The sequence below is a fragment of the Rhodococcoides corynebacterioides NBRC 14404 genome, assembly GCF_001894765.1.
Taxonomy (GTDB): domain Bacteria; phylum Actinomycetota; class Actinomycetes; order Mycobacteriales; family Mycobacteriaceae; genus Rhodococcoides; species Rhodococcoides corynebacterioides.
Window position 1 is genome coordinate 109,276 of the sequence record NZ_BCWV01000008.1, and the last position, 16,608, is coordinate 125,883.

The following is a 16,608-nucleotide window of genomic DNA, read 5'->3' on the forward strand; positions in this document are numbered from 1 at the left end:
CCCATCGTGACCGACGGCGGGTGAGCCCGCGCGAGAAATCGGCCTCGGTGCCGGTCGCGCAGGTCACGTCAGGTCGGCGCGCTCCCAGCGATTGACGAACTCCAGACCGCTGCGGACGAACAGTTGCGAGACCGGGCACCGCCGCTCGACCTCCGCCACGAAGTGGTCGAACGCCTCGCCGTCGGCGTCGGTCTGCACGGTCGCCTCGACGGTGACGCGGTCGAAGTTCGCGTTGCCGTCCTCCCCCGCCACGAGGACCCGGGTGTCCAGATCGCCCTGCACGCGGAAGGTGAACTCACCGAGCGCGATGCCCAGATCCTTCGCCACCAGGCTCGCCGTCACCTGGTTGCACGAGGTGAGCGCGCCCAACGCGTAGAACAGCGGGCTCGGCGCGGCGTCGCGGCCGCCGAAGGCGGGGTAGGCGTCGGCGTCGAACTCGTGGCCGGCCGCGCCGTCCACCGAGAGGTGCTGGGCGACGCCGGTGCCGCGGGCGTCGACGACGAAGGGGACGACGGAGGTTCGCACGGAGGTCTTCGGGGAGGTCATGACGACGACGATCGCTGGTCGGTCCCTTCGGGTCCAGGTTCGGAATCACCTCGAGTGCAACCCCGTCCGCCGCGTAGGTTGGCGGTCATGCCGACCAGCCCCGCATCCTCCCCGGTGCGCACCGCCGCCCGCGTTCTGCTCGGCGCCGTCCTCGGGTTCGCGGGTCTGTCCCACCTGTTCTGGGCGCGCGAGGAATTCCGCGCCCAGGTGCCGACGTGGGTGCCTCTCGACGTCGACGCGGTGGTGCTCGCGTCGGGGGTCGTCGAGATCGTGCTCGGCGTGCTGCTGATCGCCGGGTGGCGACGGACCGTCGTCGGCTGGATCGTCGCCGCGTTCTTCGTCGCGGTGTTCCCCGGCAACATCTCGCAGTATCTGACCGGAACCGACGCGTTCGGCCTCGACACCGACAACGCCCGCGCGATCCGCCTGCTGTTCCAGCCGCTGCTCGTCGCCTGGGCGCTGTGGAGCACCGGGGCGTGGTCGGCGTGGCGCCGTCGGTCCGAGCGCGCTAGGCCAACGCGCGCAGCGTGAGGTCCCGCACGGCGGCGGAGAAGGCCACGACGGTGACCACGGCGACAGCGGTGTCGGCGCCGCGAATCGCCCGCACCTGCTCTCGCACGGCCGATTCCACCGGCCAGCCGTAAGCACCGCCGGAGATCAGCGGGAACGCGACGGACGACGCGCCCAGCGAGTCGGCCAGGAGCAACGACCGCTCGTACGCGGCCCGCAGCAACGGCGACCGATCCTCCCGCGCGGAGTATCGCGGGCCCACGGTGTGGATCACCCAGTGCGCCGGCAGGTGTCCCGCCGTGGTGGCGACGGCGGCACCGACGTCGAGTCCGTTCGGCAGCGTCGTCGCGCGCAGCAGACGACAGGCGTCGAGAATCGCCGGCCCGCCCGCCCGGTGGATCGCGCCGTCCACACCCCCGCCGCCGAGCAGGGTGGAGTTCGCGGCGTTGACCACCGCGTCCGCGCGGATGGCGGTGATGTCGCCGAGGACGACGTCGATACGTCGGGGTCCCGAGGTGGTCATGACGCTCCGTCCGTGAGGGTGTGGGTGAGGCTGATCAGGTCGGCCGCTCGGCGTCCGGGGTACCCGTGCAGCACGTCGATCCACTCCGGTGGAATCGCCGAGCGTCCCCAGCGCGCGCCGAGCAGGCCACCCGCGATGGCCGCCGTGGTGTCGGTGTCGCCGCCGGCCCGGACGCACTTCTCGAGCGCGTGGGGCAGTTGGCGCTCGTCCTCCTCCGTCGTGGCGATGGCCCACCACGCGGTCTGCAGGGCGTGGACCACCCACCCGTTGTTGGCGAAGTCCGCCGGCGTTCCGGCTTCCGCGGCGTCGAGCAGCGGCGACCAGGTGTGCGACAGGGCGGGATCCGCGGACAGGGCGAGGCGGAGGCCGTCGTACGTTCCGTGCAGCACTGCGTGGCGGATGGCGACGGACCACAGGGCGCACGCCTCCCCGGCCTGCGGATCGGAGTGGGTCAATGCGCTGATGCTGGTGGCGGCGTCCACCAGCCCGCGCTCGTCGTGCAGGAACGCCAGGGAGACGGGTGCCGTGCGCATGAGGGAGCCGTTGCCCCCGGTCCGGCCCGACAGTCCCGCGGCGCGCCGGGTCATCGCGTCGGCCGACGAGTCGCGGTGCGAGAGCACGGACCGCGTCTGGTTCCCGATATCCGGCGGCCGGGTGTCGTACCAGGTGACGAAGTTCGTCGCGACGGCGTTCAGGGCACCCACGGATCCGGTAGCAAGGGCGTCGGATTCGGCAGCGAGCGCGTCGGCGACGCACAGTGCCATCGACGTGTCGTCCGTCCACTCGCCGGGCGCCCAGTCGAACGGCCCGCCGCCGATCATCGCGATCTCCTGGTCCGCGGTGGGATAACCGAACTCGTACCCCGCGCCCAGGGCGTCACCAGCCGCGGTTCCCAGCAGCACGCCCTCGGCCCGGTCGACCTGATCAGTCCTCAGCATTGCCTACCCCTTTGCTCGATTCTGCGCTAACTATAGATCAATACTGCGCTAAGATGCAAGCGTGCCGTCCGACCTTGCCGAGTACCCCCGTCCGTCCGTCGCCGTCGACGTCGCCGTTCTCACCGTCACCGACGGCGGCCTGGCGGTCGTGACCGTGGACTCACGCTGGGGCGATGCTCTGCCCGGCACGTTCCTGCACCCCGGCGAGACCCTGGCCGACGCGGCCGGTCGCGCCCTGCGCACCAAGGCCGGGATCGAGGGGCTGGCGTTCCACCAACTCCGCATGTTCGACGCGCCGGATCGCGACGATCGCGGATGGGTGTTGTCGATGGCGCACTCCACGGAGGTCGGCGCGGCGGCTCTGCCGCCCGACGGCCGCACGGTGGGTGTCGAGCACGGCCGGCCCACCGTCCCCATGGCCTTCGATCACGCCGACATGGTCGCCGCCGCCGTCGCGGACCTGCGCACGCGCTACACCGATGCCCCGGACCCGTCGGGGCTGCTCGGGGCCCGATTCACCCTGCTTCGTCTGCGTCGCCTCTACGAGGTCGTCTTCGACCGCACGCTGCCCAAGGACACGTTCCGCCGACACGCCCTCGGCGCGATTCACGGCACCGGAGAGCTCACCGCCGTCGACGGTGGCCGACCGGCCGAGCTCTACGAGCGTCGACCGGGCGCGTCGTTCCCGAGGACCATGGCCGCACTCCTCGGTGGCTGATCGGTCAGCGCGGGACGGCACTCACGGTGAACGGCTCGACGGGGTCCCCGCCCCGCTTGTCGAACTGACTGTTCACCACGAGCAGCCGATCGTCGACGGCGGCGACGGTCGTGGGATAGGCGAAGCTCGGGTCGCGGATCTCCCCGGTGACGCGACCGGACCGGCCGTCGTCGGACAGATCGACGCGCGCGATCAGACCGTCGCGGTTGCGCACCACGTAGAGCGTGTCGTCGTCGTACTCGAGACCGTCGCCGTTCTGCAGCGTGGCGCCGCCGAGGTCGACCTGCGTCACCTCTCGGGACCCACCGTCGACGCGATAGAGGTTGCCGGTGGACGACTGCACGATCACCAGGGCGTCGTCGTCGACCTCGACGATGCCGTTCGCGTTGAAGCCCTCGCCGTAGACGAAGGGGGTGCCGTCGAAGGTCACCGCCGGCTCGAGCTGCCCGTCACCCTTCGCGTTCGGCGGCACGCGCCACAGCACGGGGCTGCGGGAGTCGGTCACGTAGGCCTCACCGTCGTCGCCCACCACGACGTCGTTGAGGAACGTGGCGTCCGCGCCCAGACCGTTGGTCAGGGTGGCCCGCAGCTCGCCGGTCTCCGCATCGTGCACCCACACCCGACCGGTCGCGCCGCCGGCGATCACCAGGACGCCGGCCTCGCTGTCGTCCCCGTCCTCGACGTCCAACCCGGCCGCGCCCGTGCGACCGTTCTCCCCCGGCGCCAGGAACGGACGGACCTCCGGGTCGCCCACGGTTCCGCGGAACACCGCGCCGTCGGAGGTCGACGTCACCCAGAACGTGTCGTCGTCGGCGGTGATCCCCTCCGGGAAGACGCCCGTTCCCGGCAGGCGGTAGACGAAGGCCGATCCCGACGGCTGCGACGTCGCAGCCGACGACCCAGGCAACGACGACCCAGTCGACGACGACGTGGCGGCCGCCGACGCCGATGGTTCGGCCGTCGGTTCGCCGTCCTGCGACGACGAACAACCGGACAGGACGAGGGCGAGGACGCCGACGGACGCGGCGACCGGAGTGCGCATTCTGGACATGGTCCGAGAGTGCCCGATTTGTCGTCTCACGACACAGGTCCGCGTTTCGCCGTCGCGCGGCGGGAACGACGGCCTACGGTCGTCAGGCCAGAGGCCACCCGAGACGCGGGCGGTCGAACCCGGAGGACGCATGCCCGTCATCACTCGCCAGGTCGAGATCGCCGTGTCGGCCGCCGACACGTTCGCGTACCTGTCCGATCACACCAACGTGCCGGACTGGATGTTCGGCGTCACCGCGTTCGATCCGGTACGACCGGTCACCCGAGACGTGGGCGACCGGTTCGACGCGGTCATGAAGCTCGGTCCGAAGACCCTGAAGTCCACTGTCGACGTGGTCGAGTGGGCGGACGACGAGGTGTTCGCGCTGCGGTCCGTCGCCGGCTTCGAGACGAGTTCGCGGTGGCGGGTGACCCCGATCGACGACGCCCGGTGCCGCGCCGACGTCGAGTTCGGCTACGAGTTCCCCGGCGGCCTCACCGGACGAGCGTTGGCCAAGATCGTCGAGCCGTTCATCGGGCAGGGCGTGGCGATGACCGACCGCAACATCCGGCAGCGCCTCGAGGTCTAGCGCGTCGGACCTCGAGGAACGCACCGCGTCGGACCATGTCGAGACGCACCGCGTCAGACGATTGCCACCGCGTCGATCTCCACCAGCATCTCCTCGCGCGGGAGTCCGGTGAACACCGTGGTGCGGCTGGGCAGGACGTCGCCGCGGGTGTGCTCGAGCACGAAGGCCCCGTAGGCGTCGTTCATGATGGCGAAGTCCTCACGCTTGGTGAGGTAGACGCGGAGCATCACCACGTCGTCGAACGTGGCACCGGACGCCTCGACGATGGCCTTGACGTTGGTCAGGGTGCGGGTGGTCTGCGCGGCGACGTCGCCGGGGTACAGGTACTCGTTGGTCTCGGGGTCCACCGGACCCTGGCCGGAGACCTGGACGAAGTTGCCCTTGCGGACGCCCTGGGAGAACGTGTGCGCGGGGGCGGGCGCATCGGTGGTCAGTACGGCGATCTTCTCGGTCATCGAGATCCTTCCGGGGACGACGGGGGGCTCCAGCCCAGTTCCACCGACACGGCGTCGGCGGCGGCTCGAACCCTGGGGAGGGTGCCCAGTACGCGGGCGTGGTCCAGCAACATGTCGGGCACCGACATCGACACCGCAGCGACGATCGCGCCCGTTCCGTCCCGCACCGGCACGCCGATGCAGTTGACGAACGATTCGTGTTCCTCGCGGTCCTCCGCGAAACCCTGCTGCGCCACGAGGGCGAGTTCGTCGAGGTACCGCTCCGGCGAGTCGATGGTGCGCTCGGTGAAGCGCGTGTACTCCAGCCGGTGGGCGATGCGGGTCTGCTCGTCGGCGGGCAGTCCGGAGACGAGGATCTTGCCCACGGCCGTGCAGTGCAGCGGGGCGGGTTTGCCCACCCGCGAGTACATCCGCACGCTCTGGGTCGCGTCGAGCTTGTCGACGTAGATCGCCTCGCCGGACTCGTAGGTGGCCAGATGCACCGTCTGCCGGGTGTCGGCGTTGAGCGCCACCAGATGCGGGCGTGCGATCACGCGGATGTCGCGGTGCTCGAGTGCGCGATTGGACAGCTCGAACAGCCCGGCGCCCAACCGATACCGGTGCTCGGCGTCGTGGGTGACGAAGCGGTCGGCCTCCAGTGTCCGGAGCAGCCGCAGCACCGTCGTCTTGTGCACGTCCACGTGCGCGGCGAGATCGTCGAGGGACCGGGGGCCGTCGGCCAACGCCCGCAGGATCGTCAATGCCCGTGCGAGAGACTGACTCACGACGCCACCGATCCGGCGACGTCGACCCACGCCAGCCTCGACCACTCGTCGTCGGTGACGTCCGCAGCCGTGGCCAGGTCCGCGACGGTGGGCACGGCGGCGCCGTCCCCGTGCGCCGTCAGTGCGGCCGCCGCACAGAGATGTCCCCATCGCACGGCCGTGGCGGTCCCGACGCCGTGCAGGACACCGGCGAGATAGCCGCCCGCGAAAGCGTCACCGGCACCGATCTTCTCGACCACCTCGACGCGCACGGCGGGCATCACCACCGCGTCCTCACCGTCGAAGGCCGTGACGGCGGCGGAATCGTTCTTGATCACCAGGCGCCGCGGCTCGGGGAACAGGGCGCGCAGGGCGGCCGGATCGCCGGTCCCGAAGACCACCTCGGCCTCGTCGGCGCCCATGAGCACGATGTCGCTGCGCCGCACCTGCTCGCCGAGCACCCGCGCCGCCTCGACCCCCGACGTCCACAGTGTCGGACGGTGATTGAGGTCGAAGCTCACCGTCGTACCGAGAATTCCGATGCGTGCGACCGCGGCGCGCGCCGAATCGGACAGCGCGAGCGTGATGCCGCTGACGTGCACCAGATCGGCGGGGGCGAGGCGCCCGGCGATCCAGTCGACGTCGTCGGCGCACAGGGCACTCGCGGCGGACCCGGACCGGAAGTAGGCCATGCGGCTCTCCCCCGGCCCGAGGTCGTAGGGGTGGGCGGTGCCCGCACCCCGCTCCTTGACGTAGAGGCCGGTGGACCGCGTGGGGTCGACGAGCACGGCGGAGGTGTCGACGCCGGCCTCGACCAGATCGGACCGCAGATACCGGCCGAACCCGTCGTCGCCGACCCGGGAGGCCCAGGAGGTGTCGACCCCCAGCCGGGCCAGCACGCGAGCGACGTTGGCCTCGGCTCCGCCGGCGCCGCGGACGAAGTGGTCGGAGTCCTCCAGCGGCCCGGGCTCGGCGACCATCACCACGAGCCCTTCGCCGACACACACCGCTCGGGGGCTCGTCACAGTCGGATCCTCGCTCTTCTCAGCATTCTCTTGCCATTCCTGCCGGTCTCATTGCAGACTAACGACACCGAACACATTGTGCAATCAACGTTGCGTAATACGCAACCGTTGCCGGGATCGCCGCAGAACGGTGCCGATCCGAGCCCGACCGGAGGACAACCCATGATCGACACGCGCACCGTCGACGCCCTGCGCGAGCGACGTCTCGGCCCCGAACACAAGTCTGTTCCGCCGTCGGCGTGGGGACTCACCGTGGACGAGTTCCTGGGCACCGCACCGACGTTGGCGGACTTCCAGACTCCCGTCGTGACCCTCGATCGGGCGCGTCTGACGTCCAACATCGCCGTGATGGCGGACTGGGCGGCCGCTGCCGGCGTCGACCTCGCACCCCACGGCAAGACCACGATGGCACCCGCGTTGTGGCGCGAGCAGCTCGTCGCCGGGAGCTGGGCGATCACTCTCGCCACCCCGTGGCAGGTCCAGCTCGCCCGCGCATTCGGCGTGCAGCGCATCATGCTGGCCAACGCCCTGGTCGATCCCGGCGCCCTGCGGTGGATCTCGGCCGAGCTCGACGACCACCCGGAGTTCGACTTCGTCTGCTGGGCCGACAGCGAGGAGACCGTCGTCCGCATGGCCGAGGTCCTCGGCTCGCCTCGACGCCCGGTGAACGTCGTGGTCGAACTCGGTGGGCCACACGGACGGACGGGCGCGCGCACCGTCGACGCCGCCGTCGCGGTCGCTCGCCGCGTCGCGAACACTCCGAGCCTCGCCCTCGCGGGCGTCGGCGGGTACGAGGGCGCACTCGCCCACGATCGGACGACCGACGGACTCGCCGCCGTCGCCCGGTATCTCGACGCGGTGGCCGACCTGCATCGCACGCTGGCGGCGGAGGGTCTCTACCCGAGCGACGCGGTCGTCACCGCGGGTGGCAGCGCCTATCCCGATCTGGTCGCAGAACACCTCGCCGGACTCACCAAGACCGCCGGCGTTCCCACTCGCGTCGTCCTGCGGTCGGGCGCCTACCTCGTCCACGACGACGGCTTCTACGCCGGCATCTCGCCGCTGATCGAATCCCGCGTCGGCGCAGAGCATCTGGCGTCGGCCATGCACGGCTGGGCCCGCGTGGTCTCCCGCCCCGAGCCCGAGCTGGCCCTGCTCGACGCGGGCAAGCGGGACGTACCGTTCGACGAGGGACTGCCCACCCCGCAGCGAGTGGACACCGTGGACGTCGCTGCCGACCACCACATCTCGGCCGTGAACGATCAGCACGCCTTCCTGCGCATGCCGAGCGCCGGCCCGGACCACGCCCCCGTCGGCAGCGTCGTGCGACTGGGTCTCTCGCATCCCTGCACCGCCTTCGACAAGTGGCGCCTGCTGCCCGTCGTCGACGACGCCGACGGCGCGAACCCGCGCGTCGTCGACCTCGTCCACACCTTCTTCTAGGAGCGCGCCGTGATCGATCTTCTTCTGCGCGGCGGTGACGTCGTCGACGGCACGGGCGCCGCCCGGGTCCGGGCCGACGTGCTCGTGGCGGGCGGCCGCATTCACGACGTAGTCCCGGCCGGCGCCGCCGTCGACGCGGCGGAGGTGCTCGACGTCCCCGCCGGGCACGTCGTCGCGCCCGGATTCGTCGACATGCACGCCCATTCCGATCTCGGACTGCTCACCGATCCGGGCCACGTCGCGAAGATCACCCAGGGTGTGACGACGGAGGTCATCGGCCAGGACGGACTGTCGTACGCGCCGATCGACGACGCGACCCTGGCCGTCGTGCGCCGCCAGATCGCCGGGTGGAACGGCAATCCCGCGGACTTCGACTTCTCGTGGCGCACGGTCGGCGAGTACCTCGACCGGCTCGACGCCGGCATCACCCCGAACGCCGCGTACCTCGTGCCGCAGGGCACGCTGCGCTACCTGGCGGTGGGCGCCGACCAGCGACCGGCGACGCGCCGCGAGGTCGACCACATGGCCGAGATGGTCGATCGCGCGATGGACGAGGGCGCCGTCGGTATGTCCAGCGGCCTCACCTACACGCCGGGCATGTACGCCGACACCGGCGAACTGCGGGCGCTCTGCGAGGTGGTGGCGCGCCGCGGCGGGTTCTACGCCCCGCACACCCGCTCGTACGGCCGCGGTGCGCTGGACGCCTACCGGGAGATGATCGACCTGGCCCGCGAGACCGGCTGCGCGCTCCACCTCACCCACGCCACGATGAACTTCGAGGAGAACCGCGGCCGTGCCGGGGAATTCCTGGAGATGGTCGACGCCGCCGTGGCCGAGGGGTGCGACATCACGCTCGACACCTACCCGTATCTGCCCGGTGCCACCACTCTCTCGGCGCTGCTGCCGAGCTGGGCGATGTCCGGTGGGCTCGACGCCGCCCTCGGTCGTCTGAGCGACCCCGAATCTCGCCGGCGCATCACCGACGACGTCACCCGCTACGGCTCGGACGGGTGCCACGGTGTCACCGTCGACTGGACCACCATCCAGCTGAGCGGGGTGGCCAATCCCGAGCTCGATCCCTACGTGGGCCGCACCGTGGCCGAGATCGCGAGCGCGGAGGATCGACCCGCCGTGGACGTGTTCTTCGATGTGCTGCAACGAGATGCGTTCGCCACGACAATTCTCCAGCACGTGGGCCACGAGGAGAACGTGCGGGCCATCATGGTGCACCCGCACCACATGGGCGGCAGCGACGGCATCCTCGTCGGCGACCGCCCGCACCCGCGCGCCTGGGGCACGTTCCCCCGCTACCTCGGCCACTACGTGCGCGAGATCGGGTTGCTGTCGCTCGAGGAGTGCATCCACCACCTCACCGGGCGCCCCGCGGCGCGCCTGTCGCTGCGCGACCGCGGACTCGTCCGCCCCGGCCACGCCGCCGACCTCGTGGTCCTCGATCCCGAGACCGTCCGGGACACCGCCACCTTCGATCACCCGAAGCAAGCCGCGGCCGGCATAGCCCACGTTCTCGTCGCCGGCCGGTTCGCCGTCCGCGACGGCGCACCCACCGGCGTGCTCGCCGGCCGCTCACTCCGCCACTCTCCGACAGGAACCGCATGAGTATCTCCACCGTCCTCGAGGACCGCGCACTCGTCGTCGTGCGCGCGCCCGCGATCCCCGACCCGGTCGCCCTCGCCGAGGCCCTCGCCGCGGGCGGTCTGCGCGCCGTCGAGCTGACGTTCACCACCCCGGACGTGTTGTCCTGCCTCGAGAAGGCCGCCGCGTCCGGTGCCGTCGTGGGCGCGGGCACGGTCGTCACCGCCGATCAGGCCGCGGCCGCCATCGACAGCGGCGCCACGTTCCTCGTCACCCCCGGTCTCCGGCCCGACGTCGCCCGCGTCGCGACCGAGCGGAACGTCCCGGTGGTCATGGGCGCGCTCACCCCGTCCGAGATCATGGTCGCCGTCGACCTGGGCGCCGCCGCAGTGAAGGTGTTCCCCGCCAAGCTGTTCGGGCCGTCCTACTTCGGCGATCTGCGCGGGCCGTTCCCGGACACCGCTCTCATCCCGTCCGGCGGCGTCAACGCCGACAACGCCGCCGACTTCCTCGCGCGCGGCGCCGTCGCCGTCACCGCGGGGACGGACGTCGTTCCGCCCGATGCCGTCGCCGCCGGTCGGTGGGACGACATCACCTCCCGCGCCGCCCACTTCGTCCGCGCGATCGCGCGCCCGTAACCCCCTCGAAAGGCACCCCCCCATGAGTTCCGTCGTCGACTGGCTCCGGACGTCCACACCCGGACTGCTCGTGCTCTGCGGTATCGCGATCGCGGTACTGCTGTTCGTCATCATCAAGATCAAGCTGGAACCGTTCATCGCCCTGCTGATCGTGGGTCTCGGTCTCGCCCTGGCGGCCGGACTTCCCGTCTCGCAGATCGTCGGCACCGCCATCAAGAGCGGTGACTCCATCCTCGAGACCGGCTTCGGCGGCATCCTCGGCCACATCGCGGTCATCATCGGTCTCGGCACGGTGCTCGGTGCGATCCTCGAACGGTCCGGCGGCGCACAGGCTCTCACGGCACGCCTGCTCGGTGTGTTCGGTGAGCGCGGCGCCCCGATCGCCATGGGTCTGCTCGGGCTCATCTTCGGTATCCCCGTGTTCTTCGACATCGGCATCTTCGTCCTCGCGCCGCTCGTCTACGTCGCCGCACGCCAGGGCGGCAAGTCGCTGGTGCTCTACGCGATGCCGATGCTCGCCGGCCTGTCGATGACCCACGCGTTCCTCCCGCCGCACCCCGGCCCGGTCGCCCTGGGCGGCCTGCTCGAGGTCAATCTCGGCTGGCTCATCCTCATGGGATTCGTCTGCGGCATCCCCGGTTTCATCGCCGCGGGCCTGCTGTGGGGCAGCTACATCGGCAAGCGTGTGATCGTCGAGGTGCCCGAGGACTTCGTCAACGACGCCGACGCCGTCACCACCGGCACGGGTACCGGTTCCGACCAGGACGGCCCGCACGTCTCGGGCGGCACGGCCGTGACCACCTCGCGTCCCCGCGTCACCACCCCGCCGTCGGTGGGCACCATCGGCGCCATCATCGCCGTTCCGCTGATCCTCATCCTCGGCGCCACCTTCGGCACGATCCTGCTCGACGAGGGTCGCCTCCTGCAGGTGCTCACCTTCTTCGGCACGCCCGCGGTGGCACTGCTGATCGCCGTGCTCATCGCGTTCTACGTTCTCGGCATCCGCCGCGGCTCGACGGTGCAGGAGTTGTCCACGCTCACCGGCGAGTCCCTCCGCCCGGTCGGCATGTTGCTGCTCGTCGTCGGTGCCGGCGCGTTCTTCGGCAAGGTCATCTCGGCCACCGGCATCGGAACGGCGCTCGCGGACACCATGTCCGCCGCCGGACTGCCGATCATCGTGCTGGCGTACATCATCAGCTGCGCCCTGCGCATCGCCCAGGGCTCGGCGACGGTCGCCATCGTCACCACCGGCGGCATCGTCGGACCGCTCGTCGCGGCCCAGGACTACTCGCAGGTGGCCGTGGCACTGATCGCGATGTCCATCGCGGCGGGCTCGATCATCCTCAGCCACGTCAACGACGGCGGGTTCTGGATCATCGCGAAGTTCTTCAACATGACGGTCAAGCAGACGCTGCAGACCTGGACGGTGCTCGAGACCGTACTGTCGGTAGTGAGCTTCGCCGTCGCGGGCGTGCTGTTCGCGATCATCGCCTGACCGCTGTCGACCCTCGCCGGGAGGTATCCGTGCCCACGTTCGTCACCGACGACGGAGTCACCCTGGCGTACACCGACACCGGCGGCCCGAACCCGGCGATCGTGCTGATCGCCGGGTTCTGCGCTCCCGCGACCACGTGGGTGTTCCAGCAGGACGCCCTGGTCGACGCGGGCTACCGCGTGATCGCCTGGGATCGACGCGGTCACGGGGAATCCGCGTCGCCCGAGCACGGCGCGACGATGGACCGACACGGCCGCGATCTTCACGACCTGCTGGACGCCCTCGCCCTCGAGAACGTCGCCCTGATCGGGGGGTCGATGGGCGCGAGCACCGCGTGGTCGTACGTCGAGACGTACGGGACCGATCGGCTGCGCGCGGTGGCCTCGATCGACCAGACTCCGAAGATGGTGTCCGATGCCGACTGGCCGTACGGCTTCCACGGTCTCACCGAGGCGACCGTCGACGGGTTCTTCGACGGCGGCATCCCGGACACCGGACGCGGAAGGCCGACCCGCAAGTCCGTGATGCCGATGGCGAAACTGGCTCTGCGCCTGCGGGGTATGCCGCGAATGGCGTCACCCGCCACCGCGCCGATGCGCGCGCTGCTCGACGACCATGCTCGCCGCGACTGGCGCACCGCGGTTGCCGGTGCCGACGTGCCGGTCCTGATGCTCGCGGCTCGTGACAGCCAGTTCTGGCCCGCCGAGCACGCGGCCGCCGCGGTGGCCGACAACCCGCTCGGCCGGTCGGTGGTGATCGAGGACTGCGGTCACGCGGCCAACCTCGACCGACCCGACGCGGTGAACGCCGCGCTGCTCGACTTCATGGGGCGACCGTGACCGCGGTCGGGTCGGCCGTGGTCGACGCGCTCCGGAGCGCCCTGCCCGCGGATCGCCTCCTGCTCGATCCCGACGTCATGGCCTCCTACGTACACGACGAGGCCGAGTGGGCGCCGCACGGCGAGCCCGCCGCCGTCGTGCGACCACGCTCGGCCGAGGAGGTACGCGCCGTCGTCCTCGCCTGCCTCGAGACCGGAACGCCCGTGGTCACGCGCGGAGCCGGAACCGGCCTGTCCGGCGGGGCGAATGCCGTCGCCGGCTGCGTGGTCGTCGCACTGGACGCGATGAACTCCATCGTCGAGATCGACACCCTCGAGCGCTACGCCGTCGTGCAGCCGGGCGTGATCAACGACCACCTGCGCGAGGCCTGCGCCGAGCACGGGCTGTGGTACCCGCCGGACCCGGCCAGCTCGCCCTGGTCGACCATCGGCGGCAACGTCGCCACCAACGCCGGCGGACTGTGCTGCGTCAAGTACGGCGTGACCCGCGACTACGTCCTCGAGCTCCAGGTGGTGACCGGCACCGGTGAGCTGGTTCGCCTCGGTCGACGCACCGCCAAAGGTGTTGCGGGATACGACTTCGCCTCCCTGATGGTCGGCTCGGAAGGCACCCTCGGCATCGTCACCGAGGTCACCGTCCGACTGCGCCCGTTGCAGCACCCGCCGCGCACCGTGGCGGGCTACTTCGACTCGATCGTCGATGCCGGTCGGGCCGTCGCCGCCGTCGCCGCCGCGGGCCTGACGCCGTCCGCCCTGGAGTTGGTCGACCGGCAATGCCTCGTGGCCGTCGACGCGTGGAAGAACATGGGACTCGCCGTCGACGCGAACGTCGTGCTGCTGGGCCGGGTGGACACCCCGGGCGTCGAGGGCGACGCGGAGGCCACCCGGATGTCGGCGTGCTTCGACGACGCCGGCGCCACCTGGTCCGCCGTGTCGACGGACCAGGCCGAATCGGACGCGCTGTTCGCTGCGCGCCGGTTGGCGTACCCGGCGATGGAGCGACTCGGCCCCGTCCTCACCGAGGACGTGTGCGTGCCGAAACGACACGTGCCGGAGATGCTCGCCCGGATCGAGGCCATCGGCCGCCGCCACGACACCGTGATCGCCAACATCGCCCACGCTGGCGACGGCAACCTCCACCCACTTCTCATCGCACCCCGTGACGACGACGCCGCGCGGGATCGTGCCCGCGCCGCGTTCGACGACATCATCACCGCCGCACTGGATCTCGGTGGAACGGTCACCGGTGAGCACGGGGTCGGTCTGCTGAAGATGGACGGTCTGGTCCGCGAACTCGACCCGGTGGTGCTCGCCATGCACCGGGCGGTCAAGGCTGCCCTCGATCCCCACGGGATTCTCAATCCGGGGAAGATCGTCTCGTCCTGACCGTCTGTCGGTTGCTCGACGGACAGACGCGACCCTCGCGGTGTGGTTGCATTCGCTCAGTACCCATTCCGACACCGTTCTCGCCCATGCCCCCAGAAATGGGGGCTGTCGCGGTCCCCGCATCGGAACGTACGGTCGGTTCCGGCAGTCGATCGACGCCGCAGGAACGGCCGGGGGGAAACGGATGCAGACGATGATGGACGAGAAGGTGCGTCCCGCGTTGAGCGCGCGGGAGGTGGAAGTTCTCCTGGCGTGGATCGTCCGCGACTCCAAGGACGACGTCGCGCGATCGTTGTACATCTCCCCCGCCACCGTCGGCACGCACATCGCCCGTGTCCGCGACAAGTACGAGGCCGTCGGCCGGTCGGCCAAGTCGAAGGCCGCACTGGTCGCGCGGGCACTGCAGGACGGGTACATCACCCTCGACGAGCTCTGACGGCTCTCGCCGGCCGGGGGTGGTGCCGCTCCCCACCCGATCCGCGCGACTTCCAGGGATCCGCGTCTGCTGCAGCGCACGCGGATCGCTGGAACGGAAGCGGATCGAGCGGTCACGGCACCCGATGAGTCAGGGGCGGCGGCCGGCCCTTCGCCAGCGCCATCGCTCGCCGGACCTTCACGGCACCCGCGTCCGAAGCGAGGTCCGCCCACGTCAACCGCGCGACGGTCCACCCGAGTGACATCAGTTCGTCGTGCCGCTTCTTCTCCTCGAACAGCACCTGCTCCGAGGTGTACTTCACCCGCCCGTCGAACTCGACGATCACTCCGTCGAGCAGGAAGTCGGGGCGACACACGAACACACCGTGACGCAAGGTCACCTGCAGCTCGAACGGCGGAAACCCGAAGCGCTGCAGGTACACCCGCGTCCGCGATTCCCCGATGCTCTCGCTGCGCCCATCGGCGAAGGCCACGATTCGACGGGCAGCGCTGCATCCGCTCATCCCGGTGCACGCGTCCAGCGCGGCATCGACGTCCGCCCGCGACGCCACCGCGAGTGCCGAATCCACCACGCACACCCCGGCCTCGAACGGCAGCTCCCGCGCCAGGTCCACCGCCGTCTTGGCCACGGTGGTGGCGGTCAGACCGCGAACCTGCGTCACACAGTCGGCCAACCTGTTGGTGTGCGTGTGCACGCGGGCCGTCCGCCGACCGCCTCGCGCGGCGTCGACGCTGAGGTGGACCCGCGACAGATCGGGGTTCCACATCCGCAGATCGTGCAGGACCGCCGCAGAGGCGTGACTGACGACGGGGTTCGTCCGAGCGGCGACGGCCCCGCGAACCGCAAGGAAGTGCCGGCCCCTCTCGCCGGCGTCCGTATAGACAGCGGCATCGCTGTAGACACCGCGCCCGACGCACACCAGCGAGCCCTGCCGCCGTGCGGTCCTGATTTCCTGGTCCCCGACCCCCGCCGCGGCGAGCTGCGCACGCGTCAGGAAGGTCCGCCCCGTGATGTCCACGGGGCCAGCGTCTCTCATCTCGGGCGCCGCCCGTGGCGCCCGTCCACAGGCATCCGGGTTGTCCACAGCGGCCCGATCCGCGCGCGGTCCAGCACTCCGCGTGAGCTACAGGGGGCGCGGATCGCTGGAACAGCAGCGGATCGCACACCGTGTCACGGCCCGGCGTTAACTTCGCGGTCCACATCGATACAAGGGGGACCACATGTGCGACGGACCGATCGATCTCGGCACGGTGAGAAAGAGCATCAGGACCCGCGGCTGGCACGTCACCGCGGTCCACGGAGGCGGCGACTTCGCCTACACCAGCGGTCTCACCAGCGCCGGACTACCCGAGTTGCTGTGTCACGGGCTTCCCGCTCGACTCGCGTACGAGGTCTTCGACGAGCTGCGTGACACGATGCTCGACGATCCCGCCCTCGTGGCGCCGTCGATCACGATCCACGGCGCGGTGGGCGGCATTCCCGCACTGTCGTTCGTCGAGGTGATGGACCGATCCGACATGGTGGTCACGCGGGCGCTCTACCCACGGTTCACCGCGCTGCAGGTGGTGTGGCCGGACGCGTACGGGGCGTTTCCCTGGGAGGAGCGCTACTCGATGTGCGCCGATCACCAACCCCTGCGCGGAATCTGATGTCTGTCGGACCCCTCCTGTAGACAAGGGGTGAGCGGTGGACGGTCCCGCTC

General features: G+C 70.7%; 19 protein-coding genes. 11 read left to right on the forward strand and 8 right to left on the reverse strand.

The features are described 5' to 3' along the window. Positions 1-63 precede the first annotated feature (63 nt). Positions 64-546, reverse strand: coding sequence for an OsmC family protein (locus RC2_RS17250; RefSeq protein ID WP_072681681.1), 483 nt, complete (start codon positions 544-546; stop codon positions 64-66). Between the two features lie 87 nt (positions 547-633). On the opposite strand from RC2_RS17250, the gene RC2_RS17255 reads away from it, so the two are divergent. Beyond that, a complete protein-coding gene (locus RC2_RS17255; protein ID WP_072681683.1) occupies positions 634-1,077 on the forward strand; it encodes a DoxX family protein in 444 nt (147 codons plus the stop codon). Here RC2_RS17255 and RC2_RS17260 read toward each other — a convergent pair. Further along, positions 1,055-1,579, reverse strand: a complete 525-nt coding sequence (locus RC2_RS17260) for an O-acetyl-ADP-ribose deacetylase (protein ID WP_072681685.1) — start codon at positions 1,577-1,579, stop codon at positions 1,055-1,057. The two genes, RC2_RS17255 and RC2_RS17260, sit on opposite strands and share 23 nt — an antisense overlap. After that, positions 1,576-2,517: an ADP-ribosylglycohydrolase family protein gene (locus RC2_RS17265; RefSeq protein WP_072681687.1), complete on the reverse strand. Its 942-nt coding sequence runs from the start codon at positions 2,515-2,517 to the stop codon at positions 1,576-1,578. Before RC2_RS17265 ends, RC2_RS17260 begins: the two co-directional genes overlap by 4 nt. Before the next feature lie 61 nt (positions 2,518-2,578). Between RC2_RS17265 and RC2_RS17270 the strand changes: the two genes are divergently transcribed. Continuing rightward, positions 2,579-3,235 (forward strand): NrtR DNA-binding winged helix domain-containing protein, encoded by a 657-nt coding sequence (locus RC2_RS17270; RefSeq protein ID WP_072681689.1) that lies wholly within the window; start codon positions 2,579-2,581, stop codon positions 3,233-3,235. A 4-nt stretch (positions 3,236-3,239) separates the two neighbouring features. Here RC2_RS17270 and RC2_RS17275 read toward each other — a convergent pair whose 3' ends face one another. After that, positions 3,240-4,286, reverse strand: coding sequence for an SMP-30/gluconolactonase/LRE family protein (locus RC2_RS17275; protein WP_072681691.1), 1,047 nt, complete (start codon positions 4,284-4,286; stop codon positions 3,240-3,242). A gap of 130 nt (positions 4,287-4,416) precedes the next feature. On the opposite strand from RC2_RS17275, the gene RC2_RS17280 reads away from it, so the two are divergent. Then, a complete protein-coding gene (locus RC2_RS17280) occupies positions 4,417-4,854 on the forward strand; it encodes an SRPBCC family protein (protein ID WP_072681692.1) in 438 nt (145 codons plus the stop codon). A gap of 53 nt (positions 4,855-4,907) precedes the next feature. Here the strand turns inward: RC2_RS17280 and RC2_RS17285 are convergent, their stop codons facing one another. From RC2_RS17285 to RC2_RS17295, 3 genes are read right to left on the reverse strand one after another with little or no spacing between them, the layout of a single operon-like run. Then, positions 4,908-5,309 carry a RidA family protein gene (locus RC2_RS17285; protein ID WP_068146572.1) on the reverse strand — a complete coding sequence of 134 codons (402 nt, stop codon included), beginning with the start codon at positions 5,307-5,309 and terminating at the stop codon, positions 4,908-4,910. Beyond that, the gene (locus RC2_RS17290) at positions 5,306-6,073 is read right to left on the reverse strand and encodes an IclR family transcriptional regulator (RefSeq protein WP_068146575.1); all 768 of its coding nucleotides are present in this window, start codon (positions 6,071-6,073) and stop codon (positions 5,306-5,308) included. Before RC2_RS17290 ends, RC2_RS17285 begins: the two co-directional genes overlap by 4 nt. Beyond that, complete coding sequence (locus RC2_RS17295) at positions 6,070-7,077, reverse strand: sugar kinase (protein ID WP_245811168.1); 1,008 nt, start codon at positions 7,075-7,077, stop codon at positions 6,070-6,072. Before RC2_RS17295 ends, RC2_RS17290 begins: the two co-directional genes overlap by 4 nt. 162 nt (positions 7,078-7,239) lie before the next feature. Between RC2_RS17295 and RC2_RS17300 the strand changes: the two genes are divergently transcribed. From RC2_RS17300 to RC2_RS17330, 7 genes are all read left to right on the forward strand, one after another. After that, positions 7,240-8,520, forward strand: coding sequence for a type III PLP-dependent enzyme domain-containing protein (locus tag RC2_RS17300; RefSeq protein WP_072681694.1), 1,281 nt, complete (start codon positions 7,240-7,242; stop codon positions 8,518-8,520). A 12-nt stretch (positions 8,521-8,532) separates the two neighbouring features. Further along, a complete protein-coding gene (locus RC2_RS17305; protein ID WP_068151258.1) occupies positions 8,533-10,137 on the forward strand; it encodes an N-acyl-D-amino-acid deacylase family protein in 1,605 nt (534 codons plus the stop codon). After that, the gene (locus RC2_RS17310) at positions 10,134-10,751 is read left to right on the forward strand and encodes a bifunctional 4-hydroxy-2-oxoglutarate aldolase/2-dehydro-3-deoxy-phosphogluconate aldolase (RefSeq protein ID WP_068151236.1); all 618 of its coding nucleotides are present in this window, start codon (positions 10,134-10,136) and stop codon (positions 10,749-10,751) included. The genes RC2_RS17305 and RC2_RS17310 overlap by 4 nt, the downstream gene beginning before the upstream one ends. Positions 10,752-10,773: 22 nt before the next feature. After that, a complete protein-coding gene (locus tag RC2_RS17315; RefSeq protein ID WP_068151234.1) occupies positions 10,774-12,246 on the forward strand; it encodes a GntP family permease in 1,473 nt (490 codons plus the stop codon). Between the two features lie 29 nt (positions 12,247-12,275). Further along, the gene (locus tag RC2_RS17320; RefSeq protein ID WP_068151231.1) at positions 12,276-13,085 is read left to right on the forward strand and encodes an alpha/beta fold hydrolase; all 810 of its coding nucleotides are present in this window, start codon (positions 12,276-12,278) and stop codon (positions 13,083-13,085) included. Between the two features lie 17 nt (positions 13,086-13,102). Next, entirely contained in the window at positions 13,103-14,470 is a 1,368-nt protein-coding gene (locus tag RC2_RS17325) for an FAD-binding oxidoreductase (protein WP_068151256.1), read from the forward strand. Positions 14,471-14,663: 193 nt separating this feature from the next. Next, positions 14,664-14,906, forward strand: coding sequence for a LuxR C-terminal-related transcriptional regulator (locus RC2_RS17330; protein WP_308125403.1), 243 nt, complete (start codon positions 14,664-14,666; stop codon positions 14,904-14,906). Between the two features lie 112 nt (positions 14,907-15,018). Here RC2_RS17330 and RC2_RS17335 read toward each other — a convergent pair whose 3' ends face one another. After that, positions 15,019-15,924 (reverse strand): type IV toxin-antitoxin system AbiEi family antitoxin domain-containing protein, encoded by a 906-nt coding sequence (locus tag RC2_RS17335; RefSeq protein WP_082895675.1) that lies wholly within the window; start codon positions 15,922-15,924, stop codon positions 15,019-15,021. A 202-nt stretch (positions 15,925-16,126) separates the two neighbouring features. Here RC2_RS17335 and RC2_RS17340 point away from each other — a divergent pair, with 202 nt between their 5' ends. Further along, on the forward strand, positions 16,127-16,555 hold the full coding sequence (locus RC2_RS17340) for a DUF4262 domain-containing protein (RefSeq protein WP_068151225.1): 429 nt from the start codon (positions 16,127-16,129) through the stop codon (positions 16,553-16,555). Positions 16,556-16,608: the final 53 nt, after the last annotated feature.